Here is a 21,220-nt window from a genome sequence, read left to right as displayed (position 1 = left end):
CCCGTCCACGCGTTCAAGCGGCAGATGATCGTTCACGATGTTTTACCGTCGGTGAACGCGTGGACGGCAGAGCCGTCCACCCTACCAATTCTGGTTGCCGCTTGCCGGCGGCATCTCCCCACCCAACAAGCCCGCAATCGCCCCCAGCAGCACCGGCTCCTGGAACGGCTTGCCGAAGTAGGCATTCACGCCCAGTCCCATCGCGTAGTTGCGGTGCTTGTCCGCCGTGCGCGAGGTGATCATGATGACCGGGATGGCCTGGGTAGCCGCATCGCCGCGCACGTGGCGCACCAGGTCGAAGCCGTCCATGCGCGGCATCTCGATGTCGACCAGCATCAGGTCGGGCCGCACCCCGGGCAGCTGCTCGAGCGCGTCGACGCCATCCTTGGCCAGGGCCACGCGGTAGCCTTCGCGCTCCAGCAGGCGCTGGGTCACGCGGCGCACGGTCAGCGAATCGTCGACCACCATTACCGTCGGCTTGTGCACCGCCGGCACCGGGTGCAGCGGCACGTCGACCATCGGCGTGGCGGTATCGGCGTTGCGGCCCAGGGCCAGCGGGTTCAGGATCAGCACGATGTCGCCCGAGCCCAGCACCGTGGCGCCGGCGATGCCCGGCACGCGCGCCAGCTGCGGGCCGAGGTTCTTGATGACCACCTCGCGGTTGCCCAGCACCTCGTCGACCTGCAGCGCGATGCGCTCGCCGCCGCTATGCAGCAGCATCACCGGGCGCGAACGCATGCCGGGTTCGAAGGTCTCGCCTTCGCCCAGCAGCGCCGGCAGGTAGTGGAAAGGCAGCACCTGGCCCTGCACCTCCAGCACGCCGGCCGCGGCGGCGGCCTGCAGGTCGGGTTCGCGCACCGGCAGCACCTGCTCGACCAGGGTCGAGGGCAGCGCATAGGTCTTGCCGGCGCTGGCCACCAGCACCACCTGGGTGACGGCCAGGGTCAGCGGCAGGTGGATGGTGAAGCGCGTGCCCTGCCCCGCGTTCGAGGCGATCACCACGCGTCCGCCCAGGGCCTGGGCTTCCGAGCGCACCACATCCATGCCGACGCCGCGTCCGGCCAGCTCGGTCAGGGTGTCGGCGGTCGAGAAGCCCGGCGCGAAGATCAGCTCCGCCGCATCCTTGTCCGACAGTTCGGCGTCCGGCTCGGCCAGCCCTTGCGCGCGCGCCTTGGCGCGGATGCGTTCCAGGTCGAGGCCGGCGCCGTCGTCGCTAAACTGCAGCACGACTTCGTTGCCCTGCTGGCTGACCTGCACCAGCACTTCGCCGGTCTCGTTCTTGCCGGCCTGCGTGCGCGCTGCACGCGGCTCGATGCCGTGCACGATGGCGTTGCGCAGCAGGTGTTCGAAAGGCGCGGCCATCTGTTCCAGCACGCTGCGGTCGATTTCCACGCCGCCGCCGCGGATATCCAGGTTCACGCGCTTGTCGGTTTCCTTGGCGGTCTGGCGCGCCACGCGGAACAGGCGTTCCGACAGGCTGGCAAACGGCACCATGCGCACCCGCATCAGGTCGCGCTGCAAATCGCGCGTCATGCGCGACTGCGCGGCCAGTTCCTCGTTGGCACCGTCGACGCTGCGCGCCAGCGACTCCTGGAACGAGGCGACGTCGTTCACGCTCTCGGCCATCATGCGCGTGAGTTCCTGCAGGCGCGTGAAGCGGTCGAATTCGAGCGGATCGAATTCGCGCTCGCCGGCGATCGACATGCGCGAGGCGATCTGCGATTCGGCCTGCATCTCGACTTCGCGCAACTGGCGGCGCAGGCGGCCCAGGTTGTCGGAGAAGTCGTTCAGCGCGGTCTTCAGCACGCCCATCTGGTTTTCCAGGCGCGAGCGCGTGATCGAGACCTCGCCGGCCTGGGTCACCAGGCGGTCGAGGATGTCGGCGCGCACGCGCACCAGCGGCGTACGCGCCTCGCCCTGGGTGTCGGCCGGGGCGGCCGGCAAGGATGGCAGGATCGGAGCGTCGGCCACGGCGGCAGGCTGGGACGCGCCGGCCTCGCTGCCCTCGGCCTCGAGCGCGGCCGGCTTGACCAGCTGCTCGAACAGCACCAGCGCCTGGTCGTAGCTGGCCATCAGTTCGTCGAAGGCGCCGGGCGCCGTGGTCCCGGCGTGGACCATGTTCTCGATCTGGGTTTCCAGTTCGTGGGTGTGCTGGCCGATGCGCATCGCGCCGGCCATGCGCGCGCTGCCCTTGACCGTGTGCAGGGTGCGCAGCAGGCCTTGCGCCGGCGCCGTGTCGCTCGGGTCCTGCTGCCACTGGCGCAGGCCGTTGCCGATCTGCGGCAGCAGGTCGGCCGCTTCTTCCAGGAAGACCGGCAGCAGGTCGGGGTCGAGCTCGTCGTGCAGGACGGGCTCGCCGGCCAGCGGTGCGGCAATGGAGGCGTCCAGGGTGACCGGCAGCGCCACGGCTTCGAGTTCCGGCACGGCCAGGTTATCGGCGGCGTCCGCTGCTTCGGCGGCTTCGGCGGCTTCGGCCGCTTCGGCTACCGGTTCCGGCTCGGGTTCAGCGTGCACTTCCTCTGGCGCGGCGATGTCGAGTTCGATCGGCAGTTCGATCGGCTCGGGTTCGGCCAGCTCGATGCTGTCGACGAAATCGGCTTCGGCCGCGGCCAGCGCTTCGGTGTCGCTGAGCGATTCGGCGGCCGGCTCGGTGGCCGGCTCAGTGGCCGGTTCGGTGACCGATTCGTCCGCCGGGGCGGCCGGCGCCGGGCTGTCGAACAGATCGTCGATATCGAAACCGAAGAGCGCGTCGATGTCGTCGGTCGCGGCGGCGCCTGCGGGGCTGGCGGCCGGCGCGGGCGCCGCGCTGGACACTGTCTCCGGCGGCGGGTCGGCCATCAGGCTGTCGTAGGTGGCGGCGAACAGGGCGTCGAGGTGCCGGGCCAGGTCCTGCTGCGGGTCCTGCGGGTGGTCTTGTGCCAGGTCCTGCGCCAGGTCTTGCGGCACGTCGCCGTACAGGTCGTCGGCCTGCTGCGCCGTGAAGCGGGCGCGCAGCGCCGCCAGCGCTTCCAGCAGTTCCGGCTGGCCAGGGGCAAGCTCGCCGCGCGCAAAGGCCTGCAGCATCGCGCGCACGCGCGCCAGGACGGCGTCGAGCACGTCGTGCTGCGCGGCCTCCAGCAGCGGCGCCGGTTCGCCCAGGTGTTCGAGCGTGGCTTCCAGGGCCTGGGCCAGGTCGCGCAGGGCGCCGAAGCCGACCGTGGCCGAGGTGCCGGCCAGCGTGTGCACGGCTGTCAAGGCATCGGGCGTGACCCCGCGGCCCGGCTCGTGGCGCCATTCGCCGAAATCGCGCTCGAGCGTGCGCAGCAGCTCGTCGGTTTCGGCGACATAGATGTTGTACAGCGCCAGCGGGATTTCCAGCGCGCCCACGCAGCGTACGCTGTCGTCCTGCGCCGGCAGCGGCCGGGTGGCGGTCGGCAGTGCGAACACGTTCGTCGGGGCTGGCTGGGCGGGCTGCTCCGCTTCCAGCCCGGCTTCGGCGTCGGTTTCCGGCGCGGGTTCGGCTTCGGTTTCCGGCGCGGCCTGCAGCTCGTCATGTGGTTCGGCTGCGGCATCGGCCGGCCCGGGCTCGACGGCAGGCGCTTCCTGTTGCGGCGCTTCGTCCGCCGCCTTGTCCGCCACGAAGGCCCCGCCGGCCTGCACCCGCTCGGCCGCCGCAATCAGGCCGGCGCCGCTGCGCGCCGACTGGCCGCTACGGGCCAGCTCGGCCACCCAGGGCAGCAGCTGCGCGTGCGCATGCGCGGCCAGCGCCAGCAGGTCCGGCGTGGCGGCGCGGCCGTCGGCCAGCCAGACGTTCATCACGCGTTCGAGCGCGGCGGCGGCGGCGGCGAATTCGTCCAGGCCGACCATGCGCGCGCTGCCCTTGAGCGTGTGGAAGGCGCGGCGCACGATGGTCAGCGCATCCTGGGCGGCCGGATTGGCGTGCAGCTGGGGCAGCGTGCCGTCCACCGTGTCCAGCACCTCGCCGGCTTCGGTGACGAAGATCTCGAGCAGCTCGGCGTCGATGGCGTCCGGCTGCGCGGCCTGCTCTGCCGGTTCTGGCGCCGGCCCGGCTGCCGGTGCCGCAGGAGCCTGCGCGGCCGGTGCGGCATGTTGCCCATTCTCCTGCGCATGCGCCTGCTCGATGCTCAGTTCGCGCAGCAGCCCCACCTCGGCATCGAAGGCAAAGCGGCTCCTGGCGCTGGCGCTGTTCTGGGCCAGCATGTCGGTGAAGAAGCCGAGCGCGCCGATATTCCGGGCGATGTTGTGCAGCGGCGCGGCCTGGGCGGCGACGTCGCCATCGCCCTGCCCCAGGTTGCGCACGGCGTCGCGCACGTGGTCCGCGGCGCGCGCGGCCTCGTCCTGGTCGAGGATGCGCAGGGCGCCCTCGATCTGATGCAGCAGCGGCGCGGCCTGTTCCAACGCGCCGCGCTTGAGCTGCGGCTGGTCGTAGTATTCGTCGAGCAGCTTCTCGACCTGGCGCAGCCCGCTCTTGATCTCGCCGGCCAGCACGGCCACGGTCTGGCCCTGCTGGATGCGGCCGGCCAGTTCGCTTTGCCATTGCGGCGCGTCCGGCGGCGTGGCGCCGGCGGCCAGGGCCAGCAGGCGCTGGCCGACCACTTCGGCGTGCTGCCCGAAGTCCTCGGGCAGCTGGCGCACCTGGTCCAGGCCATGTTCGACGAACAGCATGGCCGCCGCCATCTCCAGCCCGAACTGGTCGCTGCGGCCGGAGGCGATCGAGTCGCTGGCGGCCTGGCCGAGTTCGCGCAGCAGCTGGGCCAGCGCCGGCGCGCCGAGCTTGTCGCTGGCGCCGGCCAGGGTGGCCAGGGCGGCGTTGAAGTCGGCCTCGCGCGTGCCGTCGGCGTGCACCGCCAGCTGGTCCCAGTCGGACTTCGAGCGCGCCAGCGCTTCCTTGGCTTCCTTCAGTACGGCCGGGTCGACCTTGCCGTAGCGGCGCTCGGCATAGTTGGCGGGCACGGCGCCGTCCAGGCCGAAGGCGCGGCGCAATGCGGCCACCTCGGCCGCCTCGTCCTCATGCCCGGGAACGGCGGCAATGAAGAACAGCGCATCGCGCAGCAGTGCATCCGGCAGGCTGGCCTGCCCTTGCGACAGGCGGCGCAGCTGCAGATTGACCTGGCCGAACAGCTGCTTCACGTACAGGTCGGCGGGCAAGGCGCCGCTGCCGGCCAGCGCGGCAAAGGCATGCAGCGCCGTCCAGGAGGTGCGCGCACGATTGTCGCCGCTGGCGGCGAGCGGCGCGATGGCGTCGGCCAGGGCCTGCGCATGCCGGGGATCGGTACTCTTCAAATAAGGCAGCAGCGACTTTTCGAAGCGCGCGCGGCAGCCTGCGTAGTCTGGAGCGCCAACGTCATTCGATGGCGGCAGGTCCAGCGTGACTGACGTGTCCACCACCAGCAAGTCCGACGGATGCACCCGCTCCGCGCCCAGCAGTTCCTGCAGCGCGCGGTAATACGGGAACAGGCGTACCGGCTGCGGGCGTACCGGCTGCGGCGCGGCTCCGGCCACCAGCTCGTCCAGGTATTCGCCGATCGCGCCGTAGGCGTCGCGCACGGTCTTCGTGTTCTCGGGCGTGCAGGCTAGCGAGCGGTCCTTGAAGCCGTCGAGGGCGCGCTCGGCGGCGGCGGTCAGCAGTTCCACGCCTTCCACGTCGACCATCTGCAGCGCGCCGTGGGCCTGGTGCAGGTGGGTCTTCGCATGCAGCAGCAGGGTCGGCCGCGCCTCGGGCGAACGCGCCGCGGCGTCGTTCAACGCGCTGCCCGAGCGCTCGAGGGCGTCCCGGATTTCGCCGATCACCCAGGACAACGGGCCGGTATCGAAGGTGCTCGCTGGCAGGGATGAAGTCATGTTCGTTGGCTACATTATTGGGCCACGCGGAAGCGCGACACCGAGTTTTTCAGTTCCTGCGCCAGCGCTGCCAGCTGGCGGATCGATTGCGCGGTCTGGCGCGTGCCGGCCTGGGTGTGCTCGGTCACCGACAGGATGTGCTGCATATTGTGCGCCACGCCGTTCGCGGACGTCGCCTGCAAGCCGGTGGCGTACGAGATACCCTGGATCAGTTCGGCCAGGCGGTTCGAGACGCGCGAGATGTCGGCCAGCGCGGCGCCGGCCGCATCCGACAGGCGCGCGCCCTCGACCACGCCCTGGGTCGATTTTTCCATTGCCGCCACGGCGTCGTGGGTATCGGTCTGGATGGTGCGCACCAGGGCGCCGATCTGCTTGGCCGCCTCGCCCGAACGTTCCGCCAGGCGCTGCACCTCTTCCGCCACCACCGAGAAGCCGCGCCCCGCTTCGCCGGCCGACGCCGCCTGGATCGCCGCGTTCAGCGCCAGCACGTTGGTCTGCTCGGTAATGTCGGAAATCAGCTCGGTGATCTCGCCGATCTCCTGCGAGGATTCGCCCAGGCGCTTGATGCGCTTCGAGGTTTCCTGGATCTGCTCGCGGATCTCGTTCATGCCGAGGATCGCATTCTGCACCGCCGCCGAGCCCTGCTCCGCCGCCACCACCGACTGGCGCGCCACGTCGGCCGATTCGTTGGCCGACTTCGACACGTCGGTGATCTCGTTCGCCATGCGCAGGACGGTCGACGACGCGTCCTCGATCTCGCGCGACTGCGCCTCGGTCGCGCCCAGCAGTTCGGTGGACACGTCCTGGGCTTCGTTCGAGGCCTGGGTCACCTGCTCGGCGGTGCCGGTCACGCGCTGCACCAGGCCGCGCAATTCCTCGACGGTGAAGTTGACCGAGTCGGCGATCGCGCCGGTGATGTCTTCCGAGACGGTGGCGTGCACGGTCAGGTCGCCGTTCGCCACGTCCTGCAGTTCGTTCATCAGGCGCAGGATCGCGGCCTGGTTCTGGTCGTTGGTGGCCTTGGCTTCTTCTTCCTTGGCCTGGGCCAGCTGGCGGCTGGCCTCGGCTTCGCGGCGGCGGTTCTCGGCGCCGCGGGTGCGGTTGCGCGAGTCCTGCAGCATGACGCGGCTGATCGAGAACGCCGTGGCCAGGGTGAACACCGAGGCCGCCACCAGCAGCCAGAACCACGGATTCGACGAGGATTGCTGCGATCGGTAGCTCGCTTCCAGCGCCGCGACCTGCTTCTTCATTTCCTCGTTGTCGCGGTGGATGGTGCGGGCCGCGGCGCGCGCCTTCGAGTACGCCACCGGGTTGTCGAGGAAGGGGGTGAAGTCCTTGCGGAAGGCCTCGAAGCGCACCTGGATCTGGCGCAGCTTGTCGCGCAAATCGTCGTTGCGCTGGGCAGCCGCGCCGCTCAGCAGGGTTTCCAGCGCGTGCTCGAAGGCGGCGCTGTCGGCGCCGATGCGCACCGCCGCGTCGTCGCGCGGCACGCCGATGGCGAAGAAGCTGTTGGCGCCGCGCGCCAAGCGCTGGGTCAGCATCATCATGCGGCCGATGGCGGCCAGTTCGCGCGCGCTGGCGCCGCGTTCGACGTTCTGGGCCATCAGGTCTTCGGTCAGCACCAGCATCTCGGTGGCCAGCGCGTCGAGCTGTTTCACGCTCTTGTCGAAGCCGATCAGCGCGCCCTTCATCTGCAGGATGTTGGCCGAACCGAGCTCGGAGGCGGTCCAGGTGGCGCGCACCCGGCCCAGCAGCGCGCCCTGGCGTCCGCTGGCGCCCGGCACGGTGACGTTGCCGACGCTGCCGCCGCCGCTCAGCAGGCGCAGGTCGCGATTCACTTCGTTGCGGCTTTCGGCCAATTGGGTGAACGAGTCGGCGTTGCCGGACAGCGCATTCGGCGCGGCCTTGCCGACGCGCTGCGAGTGCAGCTGGATTTCGCTGGCGACCTGGATCTGGGCGGCGACGCGGGCATTCACGTTGGCGTTCTGCCACATCCCGAGGATGGTCAGCAGGATGCCGCCGCCAAAGGCGACCAGCAGGATGCGCAGCTGGCGCGGCAGCGACAGGTGGCCGATCAGGGGCAGGCTCAGGTTGCTTTCTTCCTCATCGTCGGCGCTGGAGGCGCCGGGGCGCACCAGGTGGCCGAGGCGGCGCATGGCATCGCCGGCCGAGCCGGAAGCCGTTTCGGCGGCCGGGGCAGCAGCAGCGCCGGATGCGCCCAGGACGCCGCCGCCGGCCAGCCCCAGCGCGCCGCCGACGCCTTCACCAAACTCGGTATCCGGCGACGACAGCACGGTTTCGTCTCCGGTCTTGCCCTTCGACAGAAAATTCAACGACATGATTCCCATTGCGGCTCCCTGGTCCAGCGGGTGGATTGTTGTTGTGATGAAGGTGATGCTTGCGGTGTTCCTGCCCGGCGCCGGCCGGCGGCTACAGCCCGACCTGCAGGAAGCGTTCTTCCTGTACCAGGGCGGCCAGCGACAGCGGGGTCCAGGCCTGGCCGTCGGCGTCGAGCAGGCGCATCGCGCCGCCTCCCGTGTCGGGCGTCATGCTTTCGGCGCGGCGCAGGCCGTGCACCTGGGTCACCAACAGCGCGCACTTCAGGCCCAGGCGCGGCGACAGCGACAGGAAACGCGCGTCCGGGCCGGCGGCGCCCTGGTGCGGGTCGAGGTAGCGCGCCAGGTCGATCACGCCGAGCAGGCTGCCGCGGATATTCGCCAGGCCCAGGTACCAGGGCTGGGTGCGCGGCACGCGCGCCAGCGCCACCGGCGGCACGATTTCGCCGGCCTCGGTCAGTTCCAGCAGATAGCGCTGGCCGCCGATCGACACGCCCAGCTGGTGCACGGCCTGGGCGGCGCCGCCCTGGGCCGCCTGCACGCGCGCCAGCAGCTGCGTCTGGTAATCGCGCAGGCGGGTGCGGCGCAGGGCGTTGGCCGACGCGGTGGCCGAGGAAAACGGGGCGGCCGGCGCCGCATCCAGGCCGGTGGCGGCGCTCATCAGGCGCCGAGGGCGGCGATGCGCGCCAGCAGCTGTTCCGGATCGACCGGCTTCACCAGGTAATCCTGCGCACCCTGGCGCATGCCCCAGATGCGGTCGGTTTCCTGGTTCTTGCTGCTGCAGATGATGACCGGCACGGCGGACAGTTCCGGGTCGCGCGCGATCGAACGGGTGACCTGGAAGCCGTTCGCACCCGGCATGACCACGTCCATCAGGATCAGCTCGGGACGGTCGGCGCGGATCTTCAGCAGCGCGTCTTCGCCGTTTTCGGCGGTGGACACGGAAAAGCCGTTCTTCACCAGGATATCGGTCAGGTAATAGCGTTCGGTCGGGGAATCGTCGACGATCAGGATCTTGTGTATGGCCACGGTGGGCTCCGTACTCGGTTAATCAGGCCGCTGGGGCCGTATGCTCGCGGACTGCCGCAAGCAGGGATTCTTTGGAAAATGGCTTGGTGAGGTAGGCGCTGGAACCGACCATCGCGCCGCGCGCCCGGTCGAACAGGCCGTCCTTCGACGACAGCATGACCACCGGCGTGGCATGGAAGCGCGCGCTTTTCTTGATCAGGGCGCAGGTCTGGTAGCCGTCCAGGCGCGGCATGAGGATGTCGCAGAACACCAGCGCCGGGTGATGGTCGTTGATCTTGGCCAGCGCATCGAAGCCATCCTCGGCCAGCACGACCTCGTACCCGGCCTGGGTCAGGAAGATCTCGGCGGATCGACGGATCGTGTTGCTGTCATCGATCACCATGATGGTGGGGCGCCTGGTGTGCTGCGATGTCGTCATGTTCGTTTCACTTCAGCATGGAACGCAACGATAGCATAGGGCTGTAGGCTTGTGCGCAAAGTGTTGCACAGAGTCAACTACGGGCAAAACGGGGATGAAAAAGCTTGCTGGAAGGGCTAGAAAATCAGTTATCGGTGTGGGTGGTTTTGATAACTTGATTGGCAGATTTGCCATGAAATCGTAGGGTGGACGGCTCCGCCGTCCACGCGGTGATCGCTACGCTAGGATCATTCGTGCTGGTGATGGCACCAGTGATCGGTACGGGTACGACCGATTACACCTTGCCTATCGACGCGTGGACGGCAAAGCCGTCCACCCTACCGTATCAGATCGCCGTCATCTCGAAGTCGTCCTTGCGGGCGCCGCATTCCGGGCAAGTCCAGTTTATCGGCACATCGGCCCAGCGTGTCCCAGGCGCAATGCCATCTTCCGGCGCGCCCGCTTCTTCGTCGTAGACCCAGCCGCAAATCAGGCACATCCAGGTCTGGTACGCGGTCGCCGTCGTTTCGTTACTCACGGTGTCGTTCCTTCTATCTAGTAAAATGGGGAATCAGGTATCTTAATCTACCCGTCGTGCAAAACCAATCGTCTCCGCTGATTCTCACTTTTGGCGTGCTGGATCCCGTCGGCGCGCTTGGCGTGCAGGCTGACCTTGCCACCTTCGCGGCCCACGGCTGCCACGCCCTTTCCGTTCCTACCGCCCTGCTGGTGGCCGACAGCGCGCGCGTCGAAGAAATGCACGAGCTCGACACCGGCTGGATGGCCGACCAGGCGCGCGTCGTGCTCGAAGACATGCCGGTGGCCGCCGTCAAGATCGGGGCGATCGCCAGCATCGAGCAGGCCGCCGCCATTGCCGAGATCGTCTCCGACTACGCCGACGTGCCGCTGATCGTCGACCCTTTCCTGTCCTCGCTGCCGGACGCCGGCATGTCCGACGAGGACACGGTCGCCGCGATCCGCCAGATCCTGGCGCCCCAGGCCACGGTGCTGATGCTGTCGCAATCCGAACTCGGCCGCATGGCCGAATCCTGGCGCGAGCCGGGCGCCGACAGCTCGCTCGAGGCCGAGGTCGCCGAACTCACCGGACGCGGCTGCCAGTACGTGCTGGTCACCTGCACCCAGGGCAGCGGCCACAACCGCGCAAACTCCCTGTTCGACCGCGACGGCATGGTCACCACCATCGACTGGCAGCATTTGCCGGGGCCCTTCGTCGGCGCCGGCACCACCCTGTCGGGCGCGCTGGCGGCGCTGATGGCGCAGGGGCTGGATGCACCCGAGGCCCTGGCCGCCGCCCAGGAGTACACCTACGGCGCCCTGCGCCATGCCCGCCGCTTCGGCATGGGCAAGTTCGTCCCCAATCGTTTCCACCGCACCCAGTTCGTACTGGGCCGGCAATAAGAAGACAAGGTTCCCAAGATGACTACTGAACACACCTCCCGCAACGACATCCTGTTCGAACGCGCCCAGCAAAGCACCCCGGGCGGCGTGAATTCCCCGGTGCGCGCCTTCCGCTCGGTCGGCGGCACCCCGCGCTTCATCACCCGCGCCGAAGGCCCCTACTTCTGGGATGCCGACGGCAAGCGCTACATCGACTACATCGGCTCCTGGGGCCCGGCGATCGTCGGCCACGCCCATCCGCAAGTGATCAAGGCGGTGCAGGACGCGGCCGCCAACGGCCTGTCGTTCGGCGCGCCGACCGAAGGCGAGATCGAGATCGCCGAGGAAATCATCAAGCTGGTGCCGTCGATCGAGCAGGTGCGCCTGGTCTCGAGCGGCACGGAAGCGACCATGAGCGCGCTGCGCCTGGCCCGTGGCGCCACTGGGCGCGACAAGATCGTCAAGTTCGAGGGCTGCTACCACGGCCACGCGGATTCCCTGCTGGTGAAGGCCGGCTCGGGCCTGCTCACCTTCGGCAACCCGACCTCGGCCGGCGTGCCGGAAGACTTCGTCAAGCACACCCTGGTGCTGGACTACAACAACGTCACCCAGCTGGAAGAGGCATTCGCCTCGATGGGCGACAGCATTGCCTGCGTGATCGTCGAGCCGGTGGCCGGCAACATGAACCTGATCCGCGCCACGCCGGAATTCCTGGGCCGCATGCGCGAGCTGTGCACCAAACACGGCGCGGTGCTGATCTTCGACGAAGTGATGTGCGGCTTCCGCGTTGGTCTCGGCGGCGCCCAGGAGATGTACGGCATCGTGCCGGACCTGACCGCGCTGGGCAAGGTCATCGGCGGCGGCCTGCCGGTGGCGGCATTCGGCGGCAAGGCGGAACTGATGCAGAAGATGGCGCCGATCGGGCCGGTGTACCAGGCCGGCACGCTGTCGGGCAATCCGGTGGCGGTGGCGGCGGGCATGACCACGCTGAAGCTGATCCAGGAACCGGGCTTCTACGAGAAGCTGACCGCCACCGGCCAGAAGCTGGTTGCCGGCTTGACGGCGGCGGCGCAGGAAGCGGGGATCGCCTTCTGCGGCGACTCGGTGGGCGGGATGTTCGGCATGTATTTCAGCGAGACCGTGCCAAGCTCGTACGGCCAGATGATGGCCGGCGACAAGGCGCGTTTCAATGCCTTCTTCCACGGCATGCTGGAGGAAGGCGTGTACTTCGCGCCGGCGATGTTCGAGGCGGGGTTTGTCTCGGCGGCGCATGATGATGCGGTGATTGCCGAGACGGTGGAGGCGGCGAAGCGGGTATTTGCCAAGCTGGTCTGAAGCCAGGCCTGCGGCTTGAACCGTACGGTGGGCACTCCGTGCCCACGCGGATGTGCGCGTCTCGTTGACGCGGTTACCATCGAAACATCCGCCCACCCGAGACGTATGCGGATGATCCGCGCTAACGTGTCGGGTTTTATCATTTCAATGCCGCGTTCAGCGGCAAACGTGACGCAGCCATCCGCGTGGGCACGGCGTGCCCACCGTACGGGTTACGCCCTGGCCATGACTGTTTTACGCTGCGCCACCACCACCCTGCGCGACGCGCGCTTGCGCCACCAGATGATCACCCCGGTCACGCTCAGCATGGCCACCACCACGCCCATGAAGGAAATCAGGATCCGCCCCGGCAGCCCGAGGATGCGCCCCGAATGCAGCGGGAACTGGGCCTGCACGAAGATGTCCGCCGCCGTGCCCTTCCACGGCTGGCGCTCGCCCAGCAGCGCCCCGTTCACGCCGTCGTAGTACAGCAGGGCCGGCCCCACGCCGCCGGTGCCGTGGTCGCCGCCCGGCTGGAAGAAGCTGACCATGTAGATGCCGTACTCCTGCGAGTAATAGATGCCGCCGACCGGGTCTTCCCAGCCGCGCCGCGCGCCTTCGACGTTGGCCCCTTTCACCGCCTCGGCCATCGGCACCTTCGGTTCGATCAGGTGCTGCTTGTCGGCCATGCTGCGGGTGTCGAAGGGCGTCGGCGTCACCTGCGACACCTTGCTCATCACCGGATAGAAGATCTCCTGGTAGAGGTTCAGCGAAAAGGCGGTAAAGGCCAGGATGAACAGCAGCACCCAGGTCCAGAGGCTGAACGCGCGGTGCAGGTCGAAGTTCAGTTTCGACGAACCGCCCTTCCAGCGCACCTTCCAGGCCGGCTGCCAGCGCTGCCACCAGGATTTACCGCTCGGCTCCAGCTTGTTGTGCAAGGCCGCCGCCGCCACCGCCGCCTGGCGCTTGCGCACCGGCAGGGTGAGGTAGAAGCCGACAAAACTGTCCACCATCCAGACGATGGCGATCGCGCCCATCAGCCAGATGCCCCAGCGGTCGATGCCCCACATCTCGGGAATGTGCAGGGTGTAGTGCAGGCGGTAGAGGAAGGAAACGAAGGTCTCCTCCGTGATCGGCCACACCGCGCCCCACTCGCGCTTGCCCAGTTCCGCGCCCGTCACCGGGTCGACGAAGACCTGGTTGAAGCCCGGCCGGGTCAGTTCGCCGGTCTTCGCGTCGTAGCGCGGCGACACGCCCAGCGCCAGCGACTCCCCTGCTTCCACGTGCAGCGGAATGTAGGAGACGCGGATGTCCGGGTAGCGCGCCTCGACCTGTTGCGCCAGCAGCAGCGCGTCCTGGGGCTTGCCCGGGGTGTGCGCCTCCATCAGGTGCGGGTTGAGCAGGTCGTCGAGCTCGTGGTCCCAGGAGATGATGGCGCCGGTGACGCCGCTCAGGAACAGGAAGGCGGCCGTGAGCAGGCCGAGATAACGGTGGACCAGGGTCCAGGATGCGCGCATGTCGGCCTCTCTCTGTCGAACCGGTTAGAAGCGGTAGCGCACGGTCAGCGAGGCGCTGCGCGGTGCGCGGTAGTTGACGCCGCCGTAGGCCGCGAACATGCCGAAGTAGGTCTTGTCGGTCACGTTGTCGAGGTTCAGCTGGGCCGACAGCTGCGGGCTGAATTCGTAGCGCGCCATCAGGTTGACCAGGGCGAAGTCCTTCTGCTCGATGATGCCGTTCGTGGTCGGCGGCGCCAGCGGGTCGACGGTCCAGGTGCGGCCTTCCCAGTTCACGCCGCCGCCGATCGTCAGCTTGTCCCAGGCGCCGGGCAGGCGGTAGGTGGTGAACACGCGCAGCAGGCGGCGCGGGTAGATGCTGTTGAAGTCGTTGCCGTCGGCATCCTTGGCGCGGAACTGGGTGTAGCCGGCGGTGGCGTTCCAGCCCGGCGCCAGGCGGCCGCTCAAATCGAACTCGAAGCCGCGGCTCTTGGCGCCGGCCACGGCGCGGTAATAGGTTTCCGGCGCGTTCGGGCCGGCGCCGTCGCGGTCGACCAGGCCCGCTTCCTGGCCCAGGCCATCCTGCTTGATCTGGAACACGGCCAGCGAGGCGCTCAGGCGCTTCTCGAAGAACTCGCCCTTGATGCCGGCCTCGATGTTCTTGCCGACCACCGGGTCGAGCAGGTTGCCGGCCAGGTCGCGCCGGTTCTGCGGCTGGAAGATGTCGGTGTAGCTGGCGTAGGCCGAGTAGTTGGAATTGATGTCGAAGACCAGGCCGGCGTAGGGCGTGACTTCGTGGTCGTGCTTGACCGTGTAGGCGGCCGTCCACAAGCCGACGCCGTTCTTTTCGTAGTCGGTGACGCGCGCGCCGATGATCAGCTTGAGCTGGTCGGCCAGGTTCAGGCGGGTGACGCCGTACAGCGCCTGCTGCTCGGTCTTGCTACGCTCGTAGAAGGTCAGCTCGCCCCAGGCCGGCTCCGGATAGGCGGCCGGGTTCCAGTTGTTGAAGTCGGTGACCGTCGAGCTCACGCCGCCGAAGTCGGCCGCGCGGTTGTCCGAGGTGAATTCCTGCTTCATGCGCATGTAGCCGAACGAGGCTTCGTGGGTGCGCCCGGCGACGTCGAAGCTGCCGCTGACGTGCAGGCCGATGTCGTTCTGCTTCGTGCGGGTGTGATACGAACCCGAGAAGTCGCTCATGCCGGCGCCGGTAACGCGGTCCAACATGCCCGACAGGTAGAGCAGGTAGGAGTCGCCGCGGCGCTCGCCGTGGTTGTAGTTGGCGCGTACCTTCCAGCCGTTCTCGAACGTGTGGGTCAGGTCGAGGAAGCCGTTGTCGTAGGTCGACGGCAGCGCGGTCCAGTCGGCGGCGGTGGTCTTGCTGCGGTACCAGTTGGTGAGCGTACCGTCGGTGTACCAGTACGGCAGGCTGCCCCACATCGGGCCGCGCGCGTTCAGGTCCTGGTGGCTGTAGCCGGCCTGCAGCAGGGTTGTCGGCGACAGGTCGGCCGAGATGGTGGCGTAGAGCGTGTGGTTGCGGTTCTTCAGGGAGTCGATCCAGCTCTCGCCGTCGCTGTATTCGCCGACGAAGCGCGCACGCACGCTGCCGCTTTCGTTGAGCGGGGTCGAGACGTCGCCCAGCACGCGTTTTTCGTGCCAGCGGCCGATGCCGCCTTCCACCCAGCCCGTGACTTCCTTGCTGTCGGCGTGCTTGCGCACCAGGTTGATCGCCGCCGACGGGTTGCCGGCGCCGGTCATCAGGCCGGTGGCGCCGCGCACCACGTCCACGCGCTCGTAGGTCGCCAGGCTGCTCGAGACTTCGCCGGCGCTCCAGGCCTGCTCGTAGGTGGTCGGGATGCCGTCGATCTGCAGGTTGTCGATGTCGAAGCCGCGCGAGGTGAAGCCGGCGCGGTTGGTTTCGTAGGCGTTCACCGAGACGCCGGTGACGTTGTCGACGATGTCGGTGACCGAAGTCATCAGCTGGTCTTCGATGCGCTGCAGGGTCACCACCGAGATCGACTGCGGCGTTTCGCGCAGCGACAAGTCGAGCGGCGTGGCCGAGTTCTGCGACGGGGTGCCATAGGAGCCGGCCGTCGGGACCTTTTGCGAACGGATCTGCACTTGCTGGATGGGCTGGCCGGCCTGGTCGAGTGAAGGCTCGTCGGCTTCGGCATGCGCGAGCAGCGGCAGGGCCAGGGCGACCGACAGCGCGATCCGGTTCAGTTTATAAAGCCCACGTGCGTGCACATGCATTTCCATCAGAGACCTCGGGTTAGTAGCAGAAAAAAGAACGATAGGCGGTCATGCGCAGGACCATTCACATGGAAACGCAGCAATTGCATACCGCAATGAGAATGTGAATGATAACGATTCTCATTACAAAGTCAACCTACGCACCTGAGAAAAGTGCAATATGGGTGATTTGACCAATGTAAATTTTGGTGAACGTGGTCTTTACGTCAGCGCAAACATTTGGTCGGCGGCGATGCGGCGGCGGGCCGGCACTGTGCCATCATGGCCTCAACTTCGGCTGGACACCGACCATGGCGCGACTTCGACGCTCTTCCCGCGGAGCTTCCCGCTCCCGCCTGCCCCGCTCGGGGCAAACCTTGCCGCAGCCCGAAGGCGCACCGTTCGCCGTCGGCGTGGCGCTGCTGCGGGTAGCCGAGCCGACCAATTCCGCAGACTATTACGCCGCCATCGTCGACGGCCTGAACGACAGCGCGCGCCGCTACCGGGTCGACACGCCGCTCCGCATCGCCCACTTCCTGGCCCAGATCGGGCACGAAAGCAGCTTCCGCGCGACCGAGGAAAATGGCCGCTATGCCGCCGTGCGCATGCGCCAGGTGTTCGGCTGCAAGGGCGGGCAGGCGCAGTACGACCGCGCGCTCGACGAATGCCGCCTCGGGCCGGACGGCCAGCCGGCGCGCCTGCGCCCCAAGCTGTGGACCGAGGCCGATTTTTATGCGGGTAATGCCGAGCATCTGCTCAGCTATGTGTATGCCGATCGTCTCGGCAACGGCAGCGAAGCCTCGGGCGACGGCTACCGCTACCGCGGGCGCGGCCTGATCCAGCTGACCGGGCGCGACAACTACGCCGCCTTCACGGCCGCCCACAATGCGCGCGATGCGAACGACCCACGCGATTTTGTCGCGGAACCCGACCTGCTCGTGAGCGAGCTCAAATACGCCATCGAATCGGCCTTCCACTACTGGGAGGCGCGTAAAGTCAATGCAGTGGCCGACACCGACGACCTGGAAGCGGTCACCCGCGCCGTCAACGGCGGCCTGAACGGATTGAGCGACCGGGGAGCGCGCCTTGCGAACATCAAGAAAGCTTTGGGGATCTGAATGGGTGGCGGCGCTGGGCTGCTGGCTGGTGTTGCCGGCCTGGGGGCAGGCGCAGGTGCAGGTGCAGGCGCCGGCGTCGCTGTGCAGCGCCGGCGAGCATGTGGTGTTTGCCTGCGCCATGGAGGGAAAGACGGTGTCGCTGTGCCGCTCTCCCCTTCCCGGGAACGGCTTGCAGTACCGCTTCGGCTTGCCGAATCGTCTTGAGCTGGAATATCCGGCGCCCGGGCAGCGCGCGCAGCCGGTGTTCAAGGTGCGCAATGAGCCGCTGATCGGTGGCGGGCTTACCTCGGTTGCCTTCCAGCGCAGCGGCTACACCTATACCGTTTACAGCCGGGTCGGGCGCGGGCCGGATGGGGTGACGCCCGCGTTCGACGATGGGCTTACCGTCGAGCGGCGCGGCAAGACGCTCAGGCATGCGCGCTGCGAGGATGGGGGTGCTGGGTTTCTGGAACCGCCCTCGTCGCTGGTGAAATAAAATTTCATAAGCTTAGGCTTCGTGAAATTTTATTTCACGCCCTTCCTTCGTTTTGGGGATGCGCCAGGGAGCAGTGCGCTGGACGCGTGGGCGGCGCATACGGCGCGTGTGCGCTGCCCGACGGGTGGAGCCGACCACCCTACATCCCCGGACCGCCACCGCCGGGGCCGCCGCCGAAGCCGCCGGGGGGCATGCCGCCAGGGGGCGGGCGCCAACCTTCGCCTGGCGGCCCGTCTTGCCGGCGGTTTGCCTGCACGCCGCCGAAGCGGTAGGACAGGCCGACGAACACCACCGGGCCGTCGAAGCGGCGCACCGAGTATTCCTTCAGCGTGGCCGAATCGGTCACGGTTTCCTGTTTCTGCGAGCTGAAGATGTCGTTGGCGTTCAGCACCAGCGTCAGGCTCTGGCTCAGGTTGCGGCGGTAGCTGAGGTTGGCGGTGGCGCTCGGTTCGCGGTAGCCATAGCCGGTCAGGGTCTTGCCCTGGGCATTGAACATCAGTTGCAGCTGGTCGAGCGGCGTCAGCTGGTAGTTCAGGCGGCCGCGCACGTTCACCGAGGTGGCGCTGCGCCTGGATTCGTTGCCGAGCAAGTCGATCTGCTGCTGCTCGGCCAGGAAGACGTTGCCGCTGGTATTCACCGACAATTTCGGCGTAAGCTTGCCGCTGAGCGTGAATTCCAGGCCGCCGGAACGGTTGCTGCCGCCGTTTTCCAGCGTCGTCAGGATCACCGTGTCGCTCACCGCCACCTGGCGGCTGCGGATGGTGTCGCGCTCGTTGCGGTAATAGGCGCGCACGTTGGCGTCCAGCACGCCGGCCTTGGTTTCGTAGCCGACCTCGAAGGAATCGGTCTGCACCGGCTTCAGGTAGGGGTTGCCGCTGGACTCGTTGAATTCGTCGCGGTAGACCACGAAGGGGTTCAGCTCGCCCGCGCCCGGACGGCGGATGCGGTGCGCGTATGAGAAGCGCAGATTCGTCTTCTCGCCCAGTTTATAGGTGGCAAAGGCGCTCGGCATCCAGTTCAGGTAACTGTTGCTGGCATCGATGCGGCTGGTCACCTGCTTCAGGTCCATGTCGGTGTGCTCGGCGCGCAGGCCCAGCTGGGCGCCCCAGCGCTCGTTCACCTTCCACTGGTAGGAACCGTACAGCGCCGTGTTTCGTTCGTCGATCTCGAAGGCATTCGTGCGGCGGTCGTTGATGCTTTGCGCGTTGCTGCCCAGGTCGAAATCGTAGTAGCGGGTATCGAACTCGCTCTGGTTGTCGGCGACCTTGTAGCCGACCTTCACGATGGCGCCGCTCTCGAGCGGCAGCTCGTAGTCGCCGGTGTAGTCGATGATGCGCGTCGAATTGTCGACGTCCTGCAGGTTGCGGCTGTCGGCCGCGCGCGGCGGCGTGACCGTATAGGTGTTGGCGTAGTCGGTTTCGCTGTCGTTGTCGGTGGTCGACACGCGCAGGTCCATCTTGAACAGCTCGCCCAGCTTCTCGCCCTTGTGGTCCCAGCGCAGGCTGCCCATGTTGTTGCGGCTGTCGCCGTTGCGGCGCGTGCTGCGCGCGTAGTCGCTGGTCGTGTTGCCGGCCGCGTCGAACACGCTGTAGTGGTCCAGGCCCTGCTGGTCGTTGTTGCGCTTCATGAGGCCGAGGCCGGCTTCCAGCGTATCGTCCTGGCTCAGGTTATAGGTCACCTGGCCGCGCAAGCCGACGCTGTCGTTCAGGCCATTGCTGGTCGACTCCTGCGTGTTGCGCTGGCTGGCTCCCGTGACCGGGTCGATGCGCTCGCGCTCGCTTTCATAGGTCGAATCGCGGCCGTCCTTGCGCATGTTGATGCCGCCCTGGAAGCCCCACAGGCCGGAATTGTAGGCGCCGTTCAGCGCGGCATTATGGCGCCCGGCCGTGCCCGCGTTGGCATTCGCCGCGCCGAAGCCGCCCGGACGGCGGTTGCGCTTCATGACCAGGTTCAGGATCGGCCCGCCGCCGCCTTCGTTGCCGAATTCCGCGCCCGGGTTATTGATCACCTCGACCGAGTCGATGTCCTCGGCCGGCATGGCCTGCAGCGCCGAGCCGCGGTTCTCGCCCTGCAGCATGGCCGAAGGCTTGCCGTCGACCAGGATCTGCACGTTGGTGCTGCCGCGCAGCGAGACGGTGCCGTCCGGATCGACCGCCACCGAAGGCACGTTGCCGAGCGCATCGGCGGCGCTGCCATTCGAGGCATTCACGTCGGATTTGACGTCGTAGACCTGGCGGTCGATGCGGTTGTTCTGGCGCTCGCCGACCACGTTGACGGACTGGATAGTCTGGGGTGCAGGTTCCGCTGCGGCAGCGGGCGCGGCGGTGGTGCTGGCGGCTTGCGGCGCGGCGCCTGCGGTCGCCGGCGCGGTAGCGGACGTGGGAGCCGGCGCGGCCGTCGCCGGCGCAGCCTGGGCGCCGGCGGTGCTTTGCGCCAGCGCCGGCTGTATCGCGCCGAATTCGCACACGGCCAGGACAACTGCGAGGTACAGGGCCTGCCTGCGTGGCGTGGCGCCGGCGGCGCCTGGCTGGATGCGGGCCTGCTTGGAACGGTTTCGTTGGACCATCGGTGAATGCTTTATTGACGTTGAAGTGGCATCGCTCGCCACGCGCTCGATTAAGCGAGCTCGGCAGGCTGAAAGCCTCCATTGTAAAACCTCGCATCGCGCCTGCACCGTCCGGGGGCGTAAAGAAGCGTAAATGGATGTAACAGCCTGCTGCCGGGCGCAGCGATGCCGCGTCAGCGCTTGTCCGTTGCGGCGCCGCGGCGGCTCCGGCGCACCCGGCGCCATATCAGGTAGACGACCGCGCCGGCCAGGACAAAGGGAATCGTCGAGGCAACGAAGGTGATCAGGGCGGCGACGCCCTGCAGCAGGTCGCCGCCGAAGTCGTCCAGCGCCTGGCCGACCTTGCTGGCCTGGCCGGCCCGGGCGTGTTCGTGCATGGCCACCGTCAGCAGTTCGGTGTCCACCTGCCTGCGCAGTTGTGCCTGGGAAGTGGCCGCGTTGTCGATCTCGCTCTGCACCTCGGCCAGCTCGCGGTGCAGCTTGATCAGGGCTTCCGGATCGAGCGCGCGCTGGCGGGCCAGGGTCTGCAGCTGGTCGCGGTAGGCGGTCAGCATGCCCATCTTGCGCTCGGCGTCCTGGATCGGCTCGGCCAGGTCCTTGCCGATGCTCGACTGCGTGATCACCTTGCCGCGCCCATCCAGCGACTTCAGTACCCGATTGACGCCCTCGGGAACGATGCGCATGCGGACGGTCGCGCCCGGTTCGGCGCCGGCGCGGATGCTCGCTTCCAGCAGTGTGCAGCCCTGTTCCGGCAAGGCCGCGCACGACTGCTGCACGGCCTCGTAGACCTGCCGCGTGTGGCCTACCGGCACCTCGAACTCGACCGCATGCTCATAGGCGACGCGCGGCGCGCGCTTGTGATCGACGCTGACTTGCGCCATTGCCGGCGCAGCATTTCCCGCACTGCCGGGCTGGCCCTTGCAGCCGGCAAACAAGGCCGCAAGGGCCAGCAAGACGATCCATTGCCGCATCATCGTTCCTTCACATGGTTCACGCCCTGTCGCTGCAGAGCCTGTCCAGTGTA

The 21,220-nt window shown here is 67.8% G+C and carries 14 protein-coding genes; 4 read left to right on the top strand and 10 right to left on the bottom strand.

The genetic code is table 11. The annotated features are described in order from the left end of the window. Positions 1 to 81: 81 nt before the first annotated feature. The 6 genes from ACWYRN_RS12210 to ACWYRN_RS12185 form a co-directional block, all read right to left on the bottom strand. A complete protein-coding gene (locus ACWYRN_RS12210; RefSeq protein WP_488692655.1) occupies positions 82 to 5,841 on the bottom strand; it encodes a hybrid sensor histidine kinase/response regulator in 5,760 nt (1,919 codons plus the stop codon). Positions 5,842 to 5,855: 14 nt separating this feature from the next. Then, positions 5,856 to 8,189, bottom strand: coding sequence for a methyl-accepting chemotaxis protein (locus ACWYRN_RS12205; protein ID WP_488692654.1), 2,334 nt, complete (start codon positions 8,187 to 8,189; stop codon positions 5,856 to 5,858). Between the two features lie 82 nt (positions 8,190 to 8,271). Further along, positions 8,272 to 8,838 carry a chemotaxis protein CheW gene (locus ACWYRN_RS12200; RefSeq protein ID WP_488692653.1) on the bottom strand — a complete coding sequence of 189 codons (567 nt, stop codon included), beginning with the start codon at positions 8,836 to 8,838 and terminating at the stop codon, positions 8,272 to 8,274. Next, the gene (locus tag ACWYRN_RS12195; RefSeq protein WP_374041351.1) at positions 8,838 to 9,206 is read right to left on the bottom strand and encodes a response regulator transcription factor; all 369 of its coding nucleotides are present in this window, start codon (positions 9,204 to 9,206) and stop codon (positions 8,838 to 8,840) included. The genes ACWYRN_RS12200 and ACWYRN_RS12195 overlap by 1 nt, the downstream gene beginning before the upstream one ends. A 22-nt stretch (positions 9,207 to 9,228) precedes the next feature. After that, a complete protein-coding gene (locus tag ACWYRN_RS12190; protein WP_488692652.1) occupies positions 9,229 to 9,624 on the bottom strand; it encodes a response regulator in 396 nt (131 codons plus the stop codon). A 325-nt stretch (positions 9,625 to 9,949) separates the two neighbouring features. After that, positions 9,950 to 10,102, bottom strand: a complete 153-nt coding sequence (locus tag ACWYRN_RS12185; protein WP_488692809.1) for a rubredoxin — start codon at positions 10,100 to 10,102, stop codon at positions 9,950 to 9,952. Positions 10,103 to 10,197: 95 nt separating this feature from the next. Between ACWYRN_RS12185 and thiD the strand changes: the two genes are divergently transcribed. Next, positions 10,198 to 11,022: a bifunctional hydroxymethylpyrimidine kinase/phosphomethylpyrimidine kinase gene (gene thiD, locus ACWYRN_RS12180; RefSeq protein ID WP_488692651.1), complete on the top strand. Its 825-nt coding sequence runs from the start codon at positions 10,198 to 10,200 to the stop codon at positions 11,020 to 11,022. A gap of 18 nt (positions 11,023 to 11,040) precedes the next feature. Then, positions 11,041 to 12,336 carry a glutamate-1-semialdehyde 2,1-aminomutase gene (gene hemL / locus ACWYRN_RS12175; RefSeq protein ID WP_488692650.1) on the top strand — a complete coding sequence of 432 codons (1,296 nt, stop codon included), beginning with the start codon at positions 11,041 to 11,043 and terminating at the stop codon, positions 12,334 to 12,336. A 212-nt stretch (positions 12,337 to 12,548) separates the two neighbouring features. Here hemL and ACWYRN_RS12170 read toward each other — a convergent pair whose 3' ends face one another. Continuing rightward, positions 12,549 to 13,832: a PepSY-associated TM helix domain-containing protein gene (locus ACWYRN_RS12170; protein ID WP_488692649.1), complete on the bottom strand. Its 1,284-nt coding sequence runs from the start codon at positions 13,830 to 13,832 to the stop codon at positions 12,549 to 12,551. Between the two features lie 24 nt (positions 13,833 to 13,856). Further along, the gene (locus ACWYRN_RS12165; protein ID WP_488692648.1) at positions 13,857 to 16,064 is read right to left on the bottom strand and encodes a TonB-dependent siderophore receptor; all 2,208 of its coding nucleotides are present in this window, start codon (positions 16,062 to 16,064) and stop codon (positions 13,857 to 13,859) included. A gap of 350 nt (positions 16,065 to 16,414) precedes the next feature. On the opposite strand from ACWYRN_RS12165, the gene ACWYRN_RS12160 reads away from it, so the two are divergent. Together ACWYRN_RS12160 and ACWYRN_RS12155 are read left to right on the top strand one after the other, a co-directional pair. After that, positions 16,415 to 17,155, top strand: coding sequence for a glycoside hydrolase family 19 protein (locus ACWYRN_RS12160; RefSeq protein WP_488692647.1), 741 nt, complete (start codon positions 16,415 to 16,417; stop codon positions 17,153 to 17,155). Beyond that, positions 17,124 to 17,630, top strand: coding sequence for a hypothetical protein (locus ACWYRN_RS12155; RefSeq protein WP_488692646.1), 507 nt, complete (start codon positions 17,124 to 17,126; stop codon positions 17,628 to 17,630). The genes ACWYRN_RS12160 and ACWYRN_RS12155 overlap by 32 nt, the downstream gene beginning before the upstream one ends. Positions 17,631 to 17,769: 139 nt before the next feature. Here the strand turns inward: ACWYRN_RS12155 and ACWYRN_RS12150 are convergent, their stop codons facing one another. Beyond that, positions 17,770 to 20,196 (bottom strand): TonB-dependent receptor domain-containing protein, encoded by a 2,427-nt coding sequence (locus ACWYRN_RS12150; RefSeq protein ID WP_488692645.1) that lies wholly within the window; start codon positions 20,194 to 20,196, stop codon positions 17,770 to 17,772. Positions 20,197 to 20,369: 173 nt separating this feature from the next. Next, positions 20,370 to 21,170: a DUF4349 domain-containing protein gene (locus ACWYRN_RS12145; RefSeq protein WP_488692644.1), complete on the bottom strand. Its 801-nt coding sequence runs from the start codon at positions 21,168 to 21,170 to the stop codon at positions 20,370 to 20,372. Positions 21,171 to 21,220 lie beyond the last annotated feature (50 nt).

The organism is Massilia sp. BAP21 (genome assembly GCF_057801335.1).
This window is presented reverse-complemented; position numbering and strand designations above follow the sequence as displayed.